Origin of the sequence: Salmonella enterica subsp. diarizonae, assembly GCF_008692785.1 — a bacterium.
Lineage (GTDB): Bacteria > Pseudomonadota > Gammaproteobacteria > Enterobacterales > Enterobacteriaceae > Salmonella > Salmonella diarizonae.
Window position 1 is genome coordinate 325,175 of sequence record NZ_VXJV01000006.1, and the last position, 18,848, is coordinate 344,022.

At 55.8% G+C, this 18,848-nt stretch carries 17 protein-coding genes and 1 pseudogene; 8 read left to right on the forward strand and 10 right to left on the reverse strand.

The features are described 5' to 3' along the window. The 4 genes from hutU to hutI form a co-directional block, all read right to left on the reverse strand. Entirely contained in the window at window positions 1–1,686 is a 1,686-nt protein-coding gene (gene hutU / locus F4V72_RS14650; RefSeq protein WP_053510107.1) for a urocanate hydratase, read from the reverse strand. Between the two features lie 196 nt (window positions 1,687–1,882). Then, a complete protein-coding gene (locus F4V72_RS14655) occupies window positions 1,883–2,608 on the reverse strand; it encodes a histidine utilization repressor (RefSeq protein ID WP_136058400.1) in 726 nt (241 codons plus the stop codon). A gap of 45 nt (window positions 2,609–2,653) precedes the next feature. Further along, entirely contained in the window at window positions 2,654–3,595 is a 942-nt protein-coding gene (gene hutG / locus F4V72_RS14660) for a formimidoylglutamase (protein WP_023248184.1), read from the reverse strand. Then, window positions 3,592–4,815, reverse strand: coding sequence for an imidazolonepropionase (gene hutI / locus F4V72_RS14665; RefSeq protein WP_136058618.1), 1,224 nt, complete (start codon window positions 4,813–4,815; stop codon window positions 3,592–3,594). Before hutI ends, hutG begins: the two co-directional genes overlap by 4 nt. A gap of 237 nt (window positions 4,816–5,052) precedes the next feature. Between hutI and F4V72_RS14670 the strand changes: the two genes are divergently transcribed. Continuing rightward, the gene (locus F4V72_RS14670; RefSeq protein WP_023248186.1) at window positions 5,053–6,336 is read left to right on the forward strand and encodes a putative acyl-CoA thioester hydrolase; all 1,284 of its coding nucleotides are present in this window, start codon (window positions 5,053–5,055) and stop codon (window positions 6,334–6,336) included. Window positions 6,337–6,429: 93 nt separating this feature from the next. Here the strand turns inward: F4V72_RS14670 and F4V72_RS14675 are convergent. Together F4V72_RS14675 and pgl are read right to left on the reverse strand one after the other, a co-directional pair. After that, window positions 6,430–7,067, reverse strand: a pseudogene (locus F4V72_RS14675) (hypothetical protein); the annotation flags it as partial. Between the two features lie 15 nt (window positions 7,068–7,082). After that, window positions 7,083–8,078, reverse strand: coding sequence for a 6-phosphogluconolactonase (pgl, locus tag F4V72_RS14680; protein WP_053510113.1), 996 nt, complete (start codon window positions 8,076–8,078; stop codon window positions 7,083–7,085). Window positions 8,079–8,241: 163 nt separating this feature from the next. On the opposite strand from pgl, the gene F4V72_RS14685 reads away from it, so the two are divergent. Further along, window positions 8,242–9,060, forward strand: a complete 819-nt coding sequence (locus F4V72_RS14685; protein ID WP_063390949.1) for a pyridoxal phosphatase — start codon at window positions 8,242–8,244, stop codon at window positions 9,058–9,060. On the opposite strand, the gene modC is transcribed toward F4V72_RS14685, so the two are convergent. From modC to F4V72_RS14705, 4 genes are all read right to left on the reverse strand, one after another. Beyond that, window positions 9,061–10,119: a molybdenum ABC transporter ATP-binding protein ModC gene (gene modC, locus F4V72_RS14690; RefSeq protein WP_023248191.1), complete on the reverse strand. Its 1,059-nt coding sequence runs from the start codon at window positions 10,117–10,119 to the stop codon at window positions 9,061–9,063. A gap of 2 nt (window positions 10,120–10,121) precedes the next feature. Beyond that, the gene (modB, locus tag F4V72_RS14695; protein WP_136058401.1) at window positions 10,122–10,811 is read right to left on the reverse strand and encodes a molybdate ABC transporter permease subunit; all 690 of its coding nucleotides are present in this window, start codon (window positions 10,809–10,811) and stop codon (window positions 10,122–10,124) included. Continuing rightward, a complete protein-coding gene (gene modA, locus F4V72_RS14700) occupies window positions 10,811–11,584 on the reverse strand; it encodes a molybdate ABC transporter substrate-binding protein (protein WP_023248192.1) in 774 nt (257 codons plus the stop codon). The genes modB and modA overlap by 1 nt, the downstream gene beginning before the upstream one ends. Before the next feature lie 166 nt (window positions 11,585–11,750). Then, window positions 11,751–11,900 carry an AcrZ family multidrug efflux pump-associated protein gene (locus F4V72_RS14705; protein WP_053510115.1) on the reverse strand — a complete coding sequence of 50 codons (150 nt, stop codon included), beginning with the start codon at window positions 11,898–11,900 and terminating at the stop codon, window positions 11,751–11,753. Window positions 11,901–12,028: 128 nt separating this feature from the next. Between F4V72_RS14705 and modE the strand changes: the two genes are divergently transcribed. The 6 genes from modE (at window position 12,029) to galM (ending at window position 18,829) form a co-directional block, all read left to right on the forward strand. After that, window positions 12,029–12,817 (forward strand): molybdenum-dependent transcriptional regulator, encoded by a 789-nt coding sequence (gene modE / locus F4V72_RS14710; protein WP_023248194.1) that lies wholly within the window; start codon window positions 12,029–12,031, stop codon window positions 12,815–12,817. A 67-nt stretch (window positions 12,818–12,884) separates the two neighbouring features. Further along, complete coding sequence (modF, locus tag F4V72_RS14715) at window positions 12,885–14,357, forward strand: molybdate ABC transporter ATP-binding protein ModF (RefSeq protein ID WP_136058402.1); 1,473 nt, start codon at window positions 12,885–12,887, stop codon at window positions 14,355–14,357. Window positions 14,358–14,570: 213 nt separating this feature from the next. Further along, a complete protein-coding gene (galE, locus tag F4V72_RS14720) occupies window positions 14,571–15,587 on the forward strand; it encodes a UDP-glucose 4-epimerase GalE (RefSeq protein ID WP_053510119.1) in 1,017 nt (338 codons plus the stop codon). 10 nt (window positions 15,588–15,597) lie between these two features. Beyond that, the gene (gene galT / locus F4V72_RS14725) at window positions 15,598–16,644 is read left to right on the forward strand and encodes a galactose-1-phosphate uridylyltransferase (RefSeq protein WP_136058403.1); all 1,047 of its coding nucleotides are present in this window, start codon (window positions 15,598–15,600) and stop codon (window positions 16,642–16,644) included. Window positions 16,645–16,646: 2 nt separating this feature from the next. Continuing rightward, window positions 16,647–17,795, forward strand: a complete 1,149-nt coding sequence (galK, locus tag F4V72_RS14730; RefSeq protein ID WP_079795965.1) for a galactokinase — start codon at window positions 16,647–16,649, stop codon at window positions 17,793–17,795. Further along, window positions 17,789–18,829, forward strand: a complete 1,041-nt coding sequence (galM, locus tag F4V72_RS14735; RefSeq protein WP_136058404.1) for a galactose-1-epimerase — start codon at window positions 17,789–17,791, stop codon at window positions 18,827–18,829. The genes galK and galM overlap by 7 nt, the downstream gene beginning before the upstream one ends. The last annotated feature ends 19 nt before the right edge of the window (window positions 18,830–18,848 follow it).

The following is an 18,848-nucleotide window of genomic DNA, read 5'->3' on the forward strand; positions in this document are numbered from 1 at the left end:
TCAGCCTTTCCCCTGCGTCGCCGCAACCATGGGTAGATGTAAACCTTGCTCAACAGCGCATTCCACCGCGAGATCATACCCGGCATCGGCATGGCGCATGACGCCCGTCGCCGGATCGTTGTGTAACACGCGGCGAATACGCGCAGCGGCCTCGTCAGTGCCATCACAGACAATCACCATACCGGCGTGTTGCGAAAAACCCATCCCCACCCCACCGCCATGATGGAGCGATACCCATGTCGCCCCGCTGGCGGTATTGAGCAACGCATTTAACAACGGCCAGTCGGAAACCGCGTCGGAACCGTCGCGCATCGCTTCGGTTTCACGGTTAGGGCTGGCGACAGAACCGGAATCCAGATGATCGCGGCCAATCACAATGGGCGCGGATACCTCGCCGCAGCGCACCATTTCGTTGAATGCCAGCCCCAGTTTTTGCCGCCACTCCAGGCCTACCCAGCAGATACGCGCCGGTAGTCCCTGAAAATGAATGCGCTCGCGCGCCATATCCAGCCAGTGATGCAGATGTTTATCCTCAGCCACTATCTCTTTGACTTTGGCATCGGTTTTATAGATATCCTGCGGATCGCCGGACAACGCCACCCAGCGAAACGGCCCGATTCCTCGACAAAAAAGCGGACGAATATAGGCTGGCACAAATCCCGGAAAATCAAAGGCGTTTTCCACCCCCATCTCTTTCGCCATCTGGCGAATATTGTTGCCATAGTCAAAGGTCGGCACGCCCATTTTACTGAATGCCAGCATCGCCCGAACGTGCGCCGCCATTGAACGTTTCGCCGCCTGCATCGTCCCCTGGGGATCGGATTGCGCGTTTTCCTGATACTCCTCCCAGCGCCAGCCGGAAGGCAAATAGCCATGTAGCGGATCGTGGGCGCTGGTCTGATCGGTCACCAGGTCCGGGCGCACGCCACGATTAACCAGCTCCGGCAGGATATCCGCCGCGTTCGCGCACAGGGCCACGGACACGGCTTTCCCCTCGCGGGTGTAGTGCGTAATGCGGGCCAGAGCGTCATCCAGCGTGGCGGCCTGCTCATCCACGTAGCGAGTACGCAGACGAAAATCGATACGGCTTTGCTGGCATTCAATCGTCAGCGAACACGCTCCGGCCAGCGTCGCAGCTAGCGGTTGCGCGCCGCCCATGCCGCCCAGTCCGGCAGTAAGCACCCAACGTCCCGCCAGCGTGCCGTTATAGTGCTGACGCCCCGCCTCGACAAAGGTTTCATATGTTCCCTGCACGATTCCCTGGCTGCCGATATAGATCCAGCTTCCGGCCGTCATCTGACCGTACATCGCCAGCCCTTTCGCATCCAGTTCGTTAAAGTGTTCCCATGTCGCCCAGTGGGGGACAAGGTTGGAGTTGGCGATTAATACCCGCGGCGCGTTGTCGTGCGTTTTAAATACGCCGACCGGTTTGCCAGACTGAATAAGCAACGTTTCGTCCGCCTCCAGCCGGGTTAGCGAATCAACAATAGCGTCATAGCATTCCCAGTTGCGCGCGGCGCGACCAATTCCGCCGTAGACCACCAGCTCATGCGGATTTTCCGCCACATCAGGATCAAGATTATTCATTAACATCCGCAGCGGGGCTTCAGTTAGCCAGCTTTTCGCCGTTAATACCGTGCCTCTGGGAGCGCGGATAGTCTGCTGACGACACTTACTTTCAGGCATAGCAATGACTCCTCATTATTATCGGTCTGCCATCGCCGAATAACGCTAAAACGTCACTATCAGGCACTGCCGCAGACCCACAGATAAGAACCAGACATATACTTGTCTATACAAGTAAGAACAAGAATAAAATTAACAAAAATAATACAATTTCGTTATATTGTGTCAGCAATCACGTTTTCCGGCAGCGGCCCGCTCAGGAGATAAATCGTCCCTGTAACCGGTAGCGCGCCCCGGGGAAAAGTAAGCGGGCGTGAGAGACAATCTGCGACGCGGACCAGGTCGTACGACGAATGAGCAGGCAGGGCTCATGCTCTTTGATAGTTAACCACGCGCACTCTTGCGCCGTGGCGCGCACCGCCTCCACAATATGTTCCCCTTCCGTTAGCGGCGCGATCCGCGACAAATAAGCGTGTGGAGTGGTCTGACGGTAATCCTGCGTCAGGTAATCCACGGCAATATCCGCATTCACGCAGCGATCTTCAATTTGTACCGGCAGATCGTTTTCATAATGCACCATGATGGAATGGAAAATGACATCGCTCTCATTGACGTTGAGAGCGCTGGCCTGTACGACGTTTGCCCGCACGCGCTCCAGCGTCAGTACCTCACAACGATGCTGATGATGACGGGCGGCAATCTCCTCGGCGATACTGCGGACTTCAAACAGCGCGGACTGGCCTTTTGGTTCGGCGACAAACGTCCCCACGCCCTGTAAACGCACCAGCCACCCTTCATCCGTCAGCTCGCGTAGCGCCCGGTTGATGGTCATTCGGCTAAAGCCATACTGGGCGACCAGCTCGGCTTCAGACGGAATGCGATCGTGCGGTTGCCAGACGCCGCCGGCAATTTTTTTACAGATGTCCTGTTTCACCATTTCGTAAAAAGGGGCAGGTGCAGAACGGGATCGGGATGAATACATGCGTGAAGCCTTCCTTATGCAGATAGTATTTTCCGGGATGACAGATTAACGCCACCAGTGCGCAATTTGCCAGCCAAGCCGCGCCGCCACGCGCGCCGCTGCGCCATCTTCATCAAAGTGTGGATTAAATTCAACCAGATCCGCCGCCTGTAATTTTCCGCTGCGGCAAACCGGCTCAATTAAACGCAGAACCTGTATCAGCGGCACGCCCGGAGCGGCGGGAGCGGAGACGGCCGGCATTTCCCAGACAGGCAATACGTCGAGATCGATAGTCAGATAAATTTTATCCACCTTGTCGATAAACTGCGTCATCTGCGCCAGAGCGTCATGGCAGTCCAGATCCTCCACCACGGTAACATTCCGCCGCGTCGCTTCCCGCCATAACGCCCGCGTATTCGCCGCACGGCTCACGCCGAAACAGGCATAATGAAACGCGCGGCGCTGCGCGTCGCATAGCTGCGCCAGTTGACGAAACGGCGTACCGGACGTCGCCCGATCGGCCTGACGGAGATCCAGATGCGCATCAAGATTAATGATCCCTACGCTCTCCTGCGCAAACGCGTCCAGCACACCCGCGCCGTGTCCAAACGCGGTTTCATGACCGCCGCCCAGCACCAGCGTGTGCATCCCGGCCCGCAGACAACGGCTTACCGCATCGCGCAAAGCCTGCTGCGCGCCTTCCAGATCGGGCGTCGGCGCAACCCAATTGCCTAAATCCACCAGCCGCTCATGACCATCATGGCAGGCCATATTCGCCAGCGCTTTACGCAACGCGTCCGGGGCGCCTGCCGCGCCGGGACGGCCTGCATTGCGTTTTACCCCTTCATCGCAGGCAAATCCCATTAACGCGATCTGTTGCGGCCAGTTTTCGGGCACAAAAGCCTCGCTGCGCGTTACGGTCTGAAACAGACGCCGTGCATCCGGCGCTTCTGTGCTGTCATCGCGCCCCTGCCAAAGCGCCAGGGAAGCCGGATACCATTGCATCATGTGATTTGCCCCCGGTATACCCGCTGATATAAAGGATTACGTCCCGGCTCATACACTATCTCTACCGGTTGTTCAGCATCCCATACGACAAAATCCGCCCGGTAGCCGGCCCTGATCTGCCCATGCGTCGCCTGTCTTCCTAGCGCGCGTGCGGCATGGCGTGTAACGCCCCCCCATGCCTCTTCCGGTGTCAGACCAAACTGTACGCAGGCCATGTTCATCGCCAGATGCAAACTGCAAAACGGGCTGGTGCCGGGATTGAAATCGCTGGCGACGGCGACAGGCACCTGATAGCGGCGTAGCAGTTCCACTGGCGGACGCTGCGTCTCGCGCAGAAAATAAAACGCGCCGGGCAATAGCACGCCGACAGTACCGCCGTCACGCATCGCCGCGACGCCCGCTTCATCAAGATATTCGATATGATCCGCCGATAAGCCCTGATAACGACTCACTAACTGCGCGCCGCCCAATAGCGAAAGCTGCTCAACATGGCCTTTAACGGGAATACCTAACGCCTGCGCCGTCTGCAATACGCGCTCACTCTGCGCCACATTAAAGCCGACGCTCTCGCAAAAGAGGTCTACCGCATCAAATAGCCCTTTTTTCCATAGCTGCGGAATCATCGTCTCGCAGACCAGAGCGATGTAGCCGTCCGGATCGTCACGATACTCCGCTGGCGTGGCATGAGCGGCAAGCAGCGTGGGGCTAATGTCGATAGCGTTTTCGGCGGCAAGCTTTGCAGCGACGCGCAACAGCTTTTCTTCTGTCGCCAGTTCCAGACCGTAGCCGGATTTAATCTCCAGCAGCGTGACGCCTTCGTTGGCAAGACGCATCATGCGTTCGCGCGCCAGCCAATAGAGCGTCTCCTCCGCACAGGCGCGGGTCGCTGATACCGTCGCGTTAATGCCGCCGCCCTGAGCGCTAATATGCTGGTATGACGCGCCGTTAAGCCGCTGCTCCCACTCTCCGGCGCGGTTGCCGGCAAACACCAGATGCGTGTGGCAATCGATAAGTCCCGGCGTTACCAGTCGTCCCTGCATATCATGAATATTGTCCCCGCTGACGGGAAGCTGCGTCTCTGGCACGATATCGCAAATATGCCCTCCGCGCACAATCAGCGCCTGGTTATCCACCAGCCCATACGGGGCTTGCCGCTGCGGGTCCATTGTCGCCAGCCTGATGTTTCGCCAGACAGTATCGCCCGGTAAAAGTTGCCGCATTCCTGTCGCTCTCTTGCCTGTCATGAGTTGTATAGACATTTATTTTCTTTCTGCTCCAGATTGTCAACTCAAAGTGCGAAAGTTGTTACTTAATTGTGACAAAACCATCTGATGCTAAAGGTGTTTCCAGCCTGAAAAGGAACTTTTTACCTTTTCGCCTTCCCGTTTCGTTCAACTTAGTATAAAAAAGCAGGCTTCAATGGATGTCATTTAACTTTTTCAAGCCCGGAGCAACCTGTGAATACATTATCGGTTTCCCGTCTGGCGCTGGCAGTGGCTTTTGGCGTGACGCTGAGCGCCTGTAGCTCTACGCCACCCGATCAGATCCCTTCCGATCAAACCGCGCCTGGCACCGCCTCGCGCCCGATTCTGTCGGCAAAGGAAGCGAAAAACTTCGTTGCGGCGCACTATTTTGCCTCCCTGACGCCGAATACCGCCCCGTGGTCGCCGTCGCCGATTACCCTACCCGCGCAGCCTGACTTTGTCGTGGGTCCGGCAGGTACGCCTGGCGTTACGCACACCTCGATTCAGGCCGCCGTCGATGCGGCAATGGTTAAACGCACGAACAAACGCCAGTACATCGCTATTATGCCGGGCGACTATCAGGGGACCGTGTATGTTCCCGCCGCGCCGGGAAGTCTGACCCTGTACGGGACCGGTGAAAAACCGATCGATGTGAAAATTGGTATGGCGATTGATGGTGAAATGAGTGCCGCTGACTGGCGCCGCGCGGTGAATCCCGGCGGGAAATATATGCCAGGTAAACCCGCCTGGTATATGTTCGATAACTGCCAAAGCAAACACGCTACGACGATCGGTGTGATGTGTTCTGCCGCGTTCTGGTCGCAGAATAACGGTCTGCAGCTACAGAATCTGACCATCGAAAACACATTGGGCGACAGCGTCGATGCTGGAAACCATCCGGCGGTGGCGCTGCGTACCGATGGCGATAAGGTCCAGATTAACAAGGTAAATATCCTTGGCCGCCAGAACACCTTCTTTGTGACCAACAGCGGCGTGCAGAACCGTCTGCAAACCGATCGCCAGCCGCGTACGCTGGTGACGAATAGCTATATTGAAGGTGATGTGGATATGGTTTCCGGACGCGGCGCCGTGGTGTTCGATAACACCAACTTCCAGGTCGTCAACTCACGCACACAGCAGGAAGCCTACGTCTTCGCCCCGGCGACGCTGTCCAATATTTACTATGGCTTCCTGGCGATCAACAGCCGCTTTAACGCATCCGGCGATGGCGTTGCGCAGCTTGGCCGCTCGCTGGATGTCGACGCCAACACCAACGGTCAGGTGGTGATCCGCGACAGCGTGATTAACGAGGGCTTCAACGTCGCCAAACCGTGGGCCGACGCGGTCATCTCGAAACGTCCGTTTGCCGGAAATACGGGAACCGTGGATGACAAAGGCGAGGTGCAGCGTAATCTGAACGACACTAACTACAACCGCATGTGGGAATACAACAACCGCGGTGTAGGCAGTAACGTGGTGGCGGAACCTAAGCAGTAATCGCAGTTCCGGTTCAGGCTTATAAACGGGCCGCCGCATCAGATGCGGCGGCCCGTGGTTTTACTGCAAGCGGTGTTTATTGAAATTGATCAGGCTTGCCGCCTGTTCCCGCACCGAGCCGTCCCCCGGTTTAACGGCATAAATCAGGCTCCCTATCCCGGTATCCTCGGGGCGTACATTTTCCTGACCAGCAATCTGCTGAATACACGCGAACATCGGGGCCAGTTCGGCGGCCTCGCCGTCCTGTCGCCGTTTTTCCAGCGCGGCGACGGCTTTACTTCTGCCGACATAGCCCGGACGCGGTGCGAGAGGGTAAATTCCGCCAGCCCCACCGGATTTGAGCGGTAAGAGGAAGTCTCGCCGGAAGGGAGCGACTCGTCGGTGGTAGTCACCTTATCGAGAATTTTCGAGCAGACCCTGAATAGAGTATTCTCTGTCAGCGTGCCTGACGCCAGCCAGTCTTTAATGTTGGGTCCATAAATAAGCGTCTGCTGCGTCATGCGCGCCGATTCTATTTCCGTCTGGCGAAGAATATCCGCCAGATTTTCATTTAAAGTATCGCTTTCATAGACGTTGCTGGGGTGGAAAGGCAGCGCGATCATCGCCAACGCAACATCCTGCGGCCCTACATACGCCGCCGGCTGGCCGGTCAGATACACGGCGACCACATCGGGATAATCAATATCCCAGGTATCATTCAGCAGTTGTTTAACAAGCTCGCCGCCGCCATCCGGCAGACAGCGTCTTTAGTACGCGTTCACCACAACCCACATCGGCCCCTGGCCGACGGCATAACGACCTTTTTCCGTCAGCAGTCCCTGGGTGCCTGTAATTTCATAGACCGCGATATGATGTGACTTTTGACCCGCAGCAATCAGGTATTTCCCGCTGTGATCGATATTAAAGCCGCGCGGTTGGGCTTCCGTCGGCTGGAAGCCTTCAACGCTCAGTACGCTGCCGTCTTCGGAGACGCTGAAGACGGTAATCAGACTGGCGGTGCGGTCACAGGCATACAGATGCCGTCCATCCGGCGTAATATGAATATCCGCCGCCCAGCGCGTATCGGAAAAATCGGCGGGCATCATATCCAGCGTTTGTACGCACTCTATCTCGCCATGCGGATTTTTAAGCTGCCAGACATCCACCGAACTGTTCAGCTCATTGACGCAATACGCATATTGTTGATTCGGGTGGAAGGCCATATGGCGCGGGCCAGCCCCTTCAACCGTATTCACTTCCGCCGGCTCCTGGGCCACCAGATGACCGTCATCGCTTAGCGTAAACAGACAAATGCGATCCTGTTTCAGTGCAGGCACCCACAGAGTACGGTTATCAGGCGTAATATTCGCCGAGTGACATCCGTCCAACCCCTCCACCACATCCACCAGCTCAACCGGCAGACCATCCTGTAAGCGCGTCACGCTGACATTACCGGCGTTATACGATCCGACAAAGACAAAACGACCATGATGATCGGTAGAAATATGGGTCGGGCTACCCGGCAGGGCGGATTCGGCGGCAAACGTCAGCGCGCCATCATCCGGCGCAATACGATACGCCAGCACACGAAACTCCGGGCGCACGCCGACATAGAGGTAGCGTTTATCCGGACTGACCACCATCGGCTGAACCTGACCGGGCACATCCACTACCTGCACCAGTGTCAGCGTCCCTTCGTGATTCAGGCTCCAGACGTGAATTTGCTGACTCTCAGGACTGGCGGTATAGACTGTTTGTTTCATGAATACTCCTTTGCATATGGCATGTAGCTGCAATGACAGGATACAGCTTAACGTAGTCGCTTTTGACGGCAAATGCTGAATTCAGACGCAGAATTTTGTCTGCTTACCGTCCCGGTGTACCATGCCGACAGACGGAATTATTACTCTTAATCTGGAAAAAATTATGACTGCACGCGTGATTGCCCTCGATTTAGACGGAACGTTATTAACTCCGCAAAAAACCTTACTCCCCTCCTCACTCGATGCGCTTTCACGCGCCAGAGAAGCGGGCTTTCAACTTATCATCGTTACCGGCCGCCATCATGTTGCTATTCATCCTTTTTATCAGGCGCTGGCGCTGGAAACACCTGCTATTTGCTGCAACGGCACCTATTTGTATGATTATCAAGCGAAAACGGTGCTGGATGCCGATCCTATGCCCGTGGATAAGGCGTTGCAGTTGATTGATTTACTGGATGAGCATCAGATTCACGGCCTGATGTATGTTGATGACGCTATGCTTTACGAGCGCCCGACCGGTCACGTCGTGCGTACCTCCCGGTGGGCGCAAACCTTGCCGCCGGAACAACGTCCGACCTTTACGCAGGTCTCTTCGCTGGCGCAGGCGGCGCGCGACGTGAACGCCGTGTGGAAGTTTGCGCTTACCGATGAAGATATTCCCAGGCTACAGCGGTTCGGTCAGCATGTTGAACAGGCGCTTGGCCTGGAGTGCGAATGGTCATGGCACGATCAGGTGGATATCGCTCGCCAGGGCAATAGTAAAGGCAAGCGCCTTACCCAGTGGATAGAAGCGCAGGGATGGTCAATGAAGAATGTGATCGCTTTCGGCGATAACTACAACGACATCAGTATGCTGGAGGCGGCAGGCACCGGCGTTGCGATGGGGAACGCCGACGATGCAGTGAAAGCGCGCGCTGACGTCGTGATCGGCGATAACACCACCGATAGCATCGCAAAATTTATTTACACGCACCTGCTATAGTCAGGCGGTGATAGAAACGCTTTTCACCTGCGCGTAAAGCCACAGGCCAGGCTTGATACTCAGCTCATCCCTGGCCCATGGACTTATTCGCGCCCACAGCGTTCTACCGCCTATCTCAAGCTGGACTTCCACCTGTCCGTTATCGTCATAACAATTCGCCACTTTTGCCCGCAATACGTTGCGGATACTGGTCTGCTGCGGCGGCTGTAGTACCAACGAGACATCCGACGCCTGAATACGAATACGCAGCGTGGATTGCAGCGGCTGACTGAGTTTATTCACCCACAGGTGCTGGTCGCCAAGCGCCAGGGCGGTCATAGCGTAATGCGGGTGATGCTCCAGTACGCTAACTTTCAGAATACTGCTCTGTTGCTCTTTTGGCAGCCACGGGTGCATGACGCTGCTGCCCCAGACCTCTTCCAGCGGGCCAAACGCTTTAACCTGACCGTCTTCCAGCACCATGACTTTATCCGCCAGGTGGAGAATTTCATCGAGAGAATGGCTGACATACAGCATGGGAATATTGATTTCCCGCGCCAGCCGTTGCAGGTACGGCAGTAATTCGCGTTTACGCGGGATATCCAGCGAGGCCAACGGTTCGTCCAACAACAACAGCTCCGGGGCGGTGAGCAATGCCCGGCCTATCGCCACGCGCTGTTTTTCTCCGCCGGACAAGCTCCCCGGCAGGCGGTCAAGCAACGCCTCAATTCCCAGCAGTGACACCAGTTTGTCAAACTGACCGCTCATGCTTTTCGCCATGCCATAGCGCAAATTGCCGCGTACTTTGTAATGAGGGAACAGGCGCGCATCCTGGAAAACATAACCGATGCGGCGTTTTTCCGGCGTTAAACAGATGCCGTTTTCCGCGTCATGCAACACCCGGCCATTCAGCGCAATGCGTCCTTTTTGCGGGCGAGTCAAACCGCTGATGGCATTAATCAGCGAGGTTTTTCCTGCGCCGGAGACGCCAAAGATAGCCGTGATTCCACTGGCTGGCAGCGTTTCGTTGAGGGTTAAACAGTGCGTTCCCAGCGTCTGGGAAAAATTAAGCTCCAGCATGGTTAGCGCCCCGTCCGTTCACGGCTAATCTGCGCCAGCCATTCAGAAATCAGCAGCGAAATCAGAGCTAATACAATCGAAATCACGCACAGCCTCGCCGCCGCGCTCTCCCCGCCAGGCGTCTGGATCAAGGTATACATGGCGGAAGGTATGGTGCGGGTTTCGCCCGGAATATTGGAAACAAAGGTAATGGTCGCGCCAAATTCGCCAAGCGAACGGGCAAACGCCAGCACCGTACCGACAATAATGCCCGGCAGGGTAAGCGGTAAGGTGATAGTCAGAAAAACGCGCCAGCGCCCGGCGCCCAGCGTTCTGGCGGCCTGTTCAAGCTTGATATCCACACCCTCCAGCGCCAGCCGAATGGCCCGCACCATCAGCGGGAAGGACATCACCGCCGCCGCCAGCACGGCGCCGCGCCAGCTAAAGGCAAACGTGAGACCGAACCAGTCATACAGCCACTGACCAATAAACCCGCGTCGCCCCATCGACACCAGCAGCAGATAGCCGACCACCACCGGCGGCAGCACCAGCGGCAGATGCAGGACGCTATCAAGTAAGGCTTTGCCCGGAAACCGGCATCGCACCAGTAACCAGGCAAAAAAGATCCCAAACGGCAGGCTAAACAGCACGGCCAGGGAAGACACTTTCAGGCTAAGAAAGACAGCCTGCCATTCTGGATCGGTCAGTATCATTACTTCGTCGTAAATCCATAACGTTTAAAGATTGCCGAGGCCTGCGGTCCTTTCAGGTAATCATAGAACGCGCTGACGGTCGCATTTTTATGCCCCTCCACGATAGCGATGGGGTATTCCACTTTTTTATGTGAATCTTCCGGGAACGTCGCCACCACGTTGACTCCCTTGCTGGCGACCGCATCAGAACCGTATACAATGCCCAAAGGCGCTTCGTTACGTTCGACCAGCGCCAGCGCGCCGCGCACATCTTCGCCCGGCGCCAGTTTCGGTTCAAGCGTTTGCCATGCGCCCAGCTTTTGCAGCGCTTCTTTGGCATAAATTCCCGCCGGTACGTGTTGCGGATCGCCCACCGCCAGACGCCCGCCGTTCAGCAGACGAATCCAGTCCGTTTTGTTGTCGATGGTAAACGGTTTCTGCTCGCTGGCTTTCGGCGCCACCACCACCAGGCTGTTGCCAAGCAATGTTTCACGCGTCGCGGTATCCACCGCTTTTTTATCGGCTGCGTAATCCATCCACTTTTGGTCAGCAGAGATGAACAGGTCCGCCGGCGCGCCCGCTTCTATCTGGCGCGCCAGTGTTGAAGAGGAGGCGAATGAGGAGACCACATCCACATTTTTCTCTTTTTTATATTCTGCCGCAATGTCTTGCATCGCGTTCGTTAGCGACGCGGCGGCAAATACGGTAATCTTGCCTTCATCCGCCAGCGCATGACCAGCGATGGCGAAAGATAATGTAGCCCCTGCGACCAGGCGTAACCAGGAATGAGCCATCTGTAACTCCTTTTGTGTTCCGTTATGTAAATGATAATATAACGATAATTCCAGGGGTTTCCCAGCGGTTATTCATACCCATTAACGATTAAACACAGAAAATATCGGCAGGAAAAGCAGGATCTTGAGTAACAAAAACGCCCGACTGAGCGGGCGTTTGGGGAAATCAGCGGTTCTGTCTGGACTGGTCTTTCTGACCGATACCGGAAAAAATGTTGAACACCTCACCCAGACCGTAAATCAGACCGAGGATGACGGCCATCACTACCGGTACCATGATGACGGCAAATACCAGACTTTTTAATAACTCTAACATGGGCAACTCCAGATATAGTCCTTTTTATATTCTAACCGCATAACCCAGAAAAGCACTCCCCTTTTGTGCGGTCGGCTTTGCGCTGGCGCGCTTTTCAGTCACAATAGCCTTTTTACCAGGAGCTGGTTATGCAGGCCGAAATCCTTCTTACCCTGAAACTTCAGCAAAAGCTTTTTGCCGATCCCCGACGTATCTCTCTGCTGAAACACATTGCGCTTTCCGGCTCTATTAGTCAGGGCGCGAAAGACGCGGGAATCAGCTATAAGAGCGCCTGGGATGCGATAAATGACATGAACCAGCTTAGCGAACATATGCTGGTTGAACGCGCGACGGGCGGCAAAGGCGGCGGCGGCGCGGTATTAACCCGCTATGGCCAGCGTCTGATCCAGCTTTACGATCTGCTGGGCCAAATTCAGCAAAAAGCGTTCGATGTGTTAAGCGACGATGACGCCCTGCCGCTTGACAGTCTGCTGGCCGCCATCTCCCGCTTTTCACTGCAAACCAGTGCCCGCAACCAGTGGTTCGGCACCATTACCGCACGCGATCGCGATCAGGTACAACAGCATGTCGACGTATTGCTGGCCGACGGCGAAACGCGGCTCAAAGTCGCGCTGACGGCACAAAGCGGCGAACGACTCGGTCTGGAGGAAGGTAAAGAAGTGCTGATCCTGCTAAAAGCGCCGTGGGTTGGCATTACCCGGGATGCAACCATTGCGCGCGCCGCTGACAATCAGTTGTCGGGAACGATTAGCCATATTGAGCGCGGCGCAGAACAGTGTGAAGTGTTGATGGCGCTGCCGGACGGCCAGACGCTGTGCGCCACTATACCCACTGCGGATGCCGCTACGTTAAAGGAAGGCGATGACGTTATTGCCTGGTTTAATGCGGACAGAGTGATTATTGCGACGTTGTGCTAAGCACATTGACATCCGTTGCCGAAAGACGTATCCCTGTCATTCATCGCTGCAAAAAATGGGATGCAAAATGTCATCATTGCAAATTTCGCAAGGCACGTTTCGTCTGAGCGATACAAAAACACTTCATCTGGATTCGCTAACGCTAAATGCGGGCGATAGCTGGGCATTCGTTGGGGCTAACGGGAGCGGGAAGTCGGCGCTCGCCCGCGCGCTGGCGGGTGAACTGCCGCTATTAAAAGGCGAACGCCAGTGTCGGTTTACCCGCATTACTCGTCTGTCCTTTGAACAATTGCAAAAGCTGGTCAGCGATGAGTGGCAACGTAATAACACCGATATGCTCAGTCCTGGCGAAGAAGATACCGGGCGCACTACCGCGGAAATTATTCAGGATGATGTTCACCATCCCGCCCGCTGTGAGATGCTGGCGCAGCAGTTCGGCATTTCCGCTTTACTCGACAGGCGTTTTAAATACCTTTCTACCGGCGAGACGCGGAAAGCGCTGCTGTGTCAGGCGCTGATGTCTGAGCCGGATTTATTGATCCTCGATGAACCGTTCGACGGGCTTGACGTGGTCTCCCGTCAACAACTGGCTCAACGCCTGACGGCGTTGAGCCAGGCGGGTATTACCCTGGCGCTGGTACTCAACCGTTTTGATGAAATCCCGGACTTTGTTCAGTTTGCCGGCGTGCTTGCCGACTGTACGCTGGCGGAAACCGGAACGACGGCAGAGTTGCTGCAACGGGCGTTGGTCGCTCAACTCGCGCACAGCGAGCGTCTGGCCGACGTACAATTACCCGAACCGGACGAACCTCCCGCCCGCCATGCGTTACCCGATGGCGAACCACGGATCGTACTTAACGATGGCGTGGTCTCGTATAACGATCGCCCTATCCTCCACCATCTAAGCTGGCGAGTAAATCCGGGCGAACACTGGCAGATCGTCGGTCCTAACGGGGCGGGTAAGTCTACGCTGCTTAGCCTTATTACTGGCGATCATCCGCAAGGCTACAGCAACGATCTCACTCTGTTCGGTCGGCGGCGAGGAAGCGGCGAAACGATTTGGGATATCAAAAAACATATCGGCTACGTCAGCAGCAGTTTACATCTGGAGTACCGCGTCAGTACCACGGTGCGCAATGTAGTTCTCTCCGGCTATTTCGATTCTATCGGCATTTACCAGGCCGTTTCAGACAGGCAACGAAAGCTGGCGCAACAGTGGCTGGATATTCTGGGAATCGATAAGCGTACGGCGGATGCCCCCTTCCACAGCCTCTCCTGGGGACAGCAGAGGCTGGCGCTGATCGTGCGCGCGCTGGTTAAGCATCCGACAGTGTTGATACTGGATGAGCCGCTGCAAGGGCTCGACCCGCTGAACCGCCAACTGGTACGCCGTTTTGTCGATGTATTAATTCTCCAGGGAGAGACCCAACTGCTGTTCGTTTCCCATCATGCAGAGGATGCGCCTGCCTGTATTACCCATCGGCTGGAATTTGTGCCAGAAGGCGACCACTATCTCTATCGGCAATCTACGTTACCTTAATGCCAACCGGGGCGTGTGAAGCGCCCTTTTTTCGTGCTTTTTCAGATAAAAGGCGTGATCATTCTAAAATCCATTGATTTATCATCAAATTATTGGCGACTATTTGTGAGCTAACTCAAGTGTAAACGATTCCACTAATTTATTACATGTCACACTTTTCGCATCTTTGTTATGCTATGGTTATTCCATACCATATGCTTAACGGAGCGAATTATGAGAGTATTGGTTACAGGTGGTAGCGGTTACATTGGAAGTCATACCTGTGTGCAATTGCTGCAAAATGGTCATGACGTCGTCATCCTCGATAACCTCTGCAACAGCAAGCGCAGTGTACTGCCCGTTATCGAACGTCTGGGCGGTAAGCACCCGACCTTTGTCGAAGGCGATATTCGCAACGAAGCGCTTATAACCGAAATTCTGCACGATCACGCGATTGATACCGTGATTCACTTTGCCGGCCTGAAAGCCGTCGGCGAATCGGTCGCCAGGCCGCTGGAGTACTATGACAACAACGTCAACGGTACGCTGCGGTTGATCAGCGCAATGCGTGCGGCCAACGTTAAAAACCTTATTTTTAGCTCCTCCGCCACTGTTTATGGCGATCAGCCCAAAATTCCTTACGTCGAAAGTTTTCCTACCGGCACGCCGCAAAGCCCCTATGGCAAAAGTAAATTGATGGTAGAACAGATCCTCACCGATCTGCAAAAAGCCCAGCCGGAGTGGAGTATTGCGCTGCTGCGTTATTTCAACCCGGTCGGCGCGCACCCGTCGGGCGACATGGGAGAAGATCCGCAAGGTATTCCGAATAACCTGATGCCCTATATCGCCCAGGTCGCCGTGGGTCGTCGCGAATCGCTCGCCGTTTTCGGCAACGATTACCCGACCGAAGATGGCACCGGCGTGCGCGATTACATTCACGTTATGGACTTAGCCGACGGGCACGTCGTGGCGATGGAAAAACTGGCGGACAAACCCGGCGTACATATTTATAACCTCGGCGCTGGCGTCGGCAGTAGCGTACTGGATGTGGTCAACGCCTTTAGTAAAGCCTGCGGTAAGCCCATTAATTACCACTTCGCACCGCGTCGCGACGGCGATCTGCCAGCGTATTGGGCGGATGCCAGCAAAGCCGATCGCGAGCTGAACTGGCGTGTCACCCGCACGCTTGACGAAATGGCGCAGGACACCTGGCACTGGCAGTCACGCCATCCGCAGGGATACCCAGATTAAGGATGTTGTTATGACCCCATTTAATCCCATCGCTCATCCACATCGTCGTTATAACCCGCTTACCGGTCAGTGGATTCTGGTTTCGCCGCATCGCGCAAAACGCCCCTGGCAGGGGGCGCAGGAAACGCCGTCTCAGCAAATACTACCGGCGCACGATCCGGACTGCTTCCTGTGCGCGGGCAATACGCGTGTGACTGGCGATAAAAATCCCGATTACAAAGGGACTTACGTCTTTACTAACGATTTCGCGGCGCTGATGGCCGACACGCCGGATGCGCCGGACAGCCACGATCCGCTGATGCGCTGTCAGAGCGCGCGTGGCACCAGCCGCGTGATCTGCTTTTCTCCCGATCACAGTAAAACGCTGCCGGAGTTGAGCCTGCCCGCGCTGACGGAAATCGTGAGAACCTGGCAGACGCAGACCGCCGAGTTAGGCAAAACCTATCCGTGGGTGCAGGTCTTTGAAAATAAAGGCGCGGCGATGGGCTGTTCGAACCCGCATCCGCATGGACAGATCTGGGCCAACAGCTTTCTGCCAAATGAGGCCGAACGCGAAGATCGTTTACAAAAAGCCTATTTCACCGAGCAGCGTTCGCCAATGCTGGTGGATTATGTACAGCGAGAACTGGCGGACGGCAGCCGTACCGTGGTCGAAACCGAACACTGGCTGGCGGTGGTGCCTTACTGGGCGGCGTGGCCGTTCGAAACGCTACTGTTACCCAAAACGCATGTCCTGCGCATTACCGATTTAAGCGACGAGCAGCGCGACTCTTTGGCACTGGCGTTGAAAAAGCTGACCAGTCGTTATGACAACCTGTTTCAGTGTTCCTTCCCCTACTCAATGGGCTGGCACGGCGCGCCGTTTAACGGTGAAGAAAACGCGCACTGGCAGTTGCACGCGCACTTTTATCCACCGCTGCTGCGCTCTGCGACCGTCCGTAAATTTATGGTCGGCTATGAGATGCTGGCGGAAACCCAGCGTGATTTAACCGCAGAACAAGCGGCTGAACGCCTGCGTGCGGTCAGCGACATCCATTTTCGCGAATCCGGAGTATAAAAATGAATCTGAAAGAGAAAACGCGCTCTCTGTTTGCTGAAATTTTCGGCTACCCTGCCACCCACACGATTCAGGCGCCAGGCCGCGTCAATCTGATCGGCGAGCACACTGATTACAATGATGGTTTTGTTCTGCCCTGCGCTATCGATTACCAGACCGTAATTAGCTGTGCGCCGCGCGACGATCGTACCGTGCGGGTGATTGCCGCCGATTACGATAATCAGGTGGACGAATTTTCACTGGATGCGCCGATCGTGACCCACGACAGCCAGCAGTGGTCTAACTATGTGCGCGGCGTAGTGAAACACCTGCAACAGCGTAACAACGCATTTGGCGGCGTGGATATGGTCATCAGCGGCAATGTGCCGCAGGGCGCCGGGTTAAGCTCCTCCGCCTCGCTGGAAGTGGCGGTGGGCACCGTCTTCCAGCAGCTTTATCACCTGCCGCTGGACGGCGCGCAAATTGCGCTCAACGGACAAGAGGCCGAGAACCAGTTTGTCGGCTGTAACTGCGGCATTATGGACCAGCTCATCTCTGCGCTCGGCAAAAAAGATCATGCGTTGCTGATTGATTGCCGTACGCTCGGCGCCAAAGCGGTTTCCATGCCGAAAGGCGTCGCCGTGGTGATCATCAATAGTAACTTTAAGCGCACTCTGGTGGGCAGCGAGTATAATACCCGCCGTGAACAGTGCGAAACCGGCGCCCGTTTCTTCCAGCAGCCGGCCCTGCGCGATGTCAGCCTCGAGGCGTTCAATGCCGTTGCCAGCGAGCTGGACCCGGTAGTCGCAAAACGCGTTCGCCATGTATTGAGCGAAAATGCGCGCACCGTTGAAGCAGCAAGCGCGCTGGAGAAAGGTGATTTGCAACGTATGGGCCAACTGATGGCGGAATCCCATGCCTCGATGCGCGATGATTTCGAAATTACCGTCCCGCAGATAGACACGCTGGTAGACATCGTCAAAGCGACCATCGGCGATAAAGGCGGCGTGCGCATGACCGGCGGCGGCTTCGGTGGATGTGTTGTCGCGCTGATCCCGGAAGATCTGGTTCCCGCCGTTCAGCAGGCCGTTGCGCAGCAGTACGAAGCGAAAACCGGTATCAAAGAAACCTTTTATGTATGCAAACCGTCGCAAGGAGCAGGACAGTGCTAAATGAAACGCCCGCACTAGCCCCCGATGGTCAGCCGTACCGCCTGTTAACCCTGCGCAACAGCGCAGGGATGGTGGTAACGCTGATGGACTGGGGAGCCACTCTTCTTTCTGCCCGTATTCCGCTGTCTGACGGCAGCGTTCGGGAAGCATTGCTGGGCTGTGCCAGCCCGGAACACTATTCTGAACAGACGTCGTTCCTCGGCACCTCTATTGGCCGTTACGCGAACCGTATCGCCAATAGCTGCTATACGTTTGCCGGCGAAACCGTACAGTTAAGCCCAAGCCAGGGCGAAAACCAGCTACACGGTGGACCGGAAGGCTTTGACAAGCGCCGCTGGCAAATTGTGAATCAGAACGATCGCCAGGTATTATTCGCGCTCACCTCTGATGACGGCGACCAGGGCTTTCCCGGCCATCTTTGCGCCACGGCGCAATATCGTCTGACCGATGACAATCGAATCTCCATCACCTACCGTGCGACGGTCGATAAACCCTGTCCGGTGAATTTGACTAACCACGTCTATTTTAATCTGGACGGCGATCGGACCGACGTGCGTCAACATAAGCTGCAAATTCTGGCGGATGAGTATCTGCCAGTAGATGAATACGGTATTCCACGTCAGGGGCTAAAATCGGTGGCCAACACCTCATTTGACTTCCGGATGCCAAAAGTCATCGCCAGCGAGTTTCTCGCCGATGACGATCAGCGCAAGGTTAAAGGCTACGATCATGCTTTCCTGCTACAGACGCAGGGTGATGGAAAAAAGCCGGCGGCCCGTCTGTGGTCACAGGATGGAAAGCTACAAATGATGGTTTACACCACTGCCCCGGCGCTACAGTTTTATTCCGGCAATTATCTGGCGGGTACGCCTGCCCGCGGGCCAGAACCTTATGCAGACTGGCAAGGGCTGGCGCTGGAAAGCGAACTGCTGCCGGACAGCCCGAATCATCCTGAATGGCCGCAGCCTGACTGTATCCTTCGCCCCGGCGAGGAGTACGCCAGCCTGACCGAGTATCAGTTTATTCCGTCCTGACGATATGCCCGGCGACGCT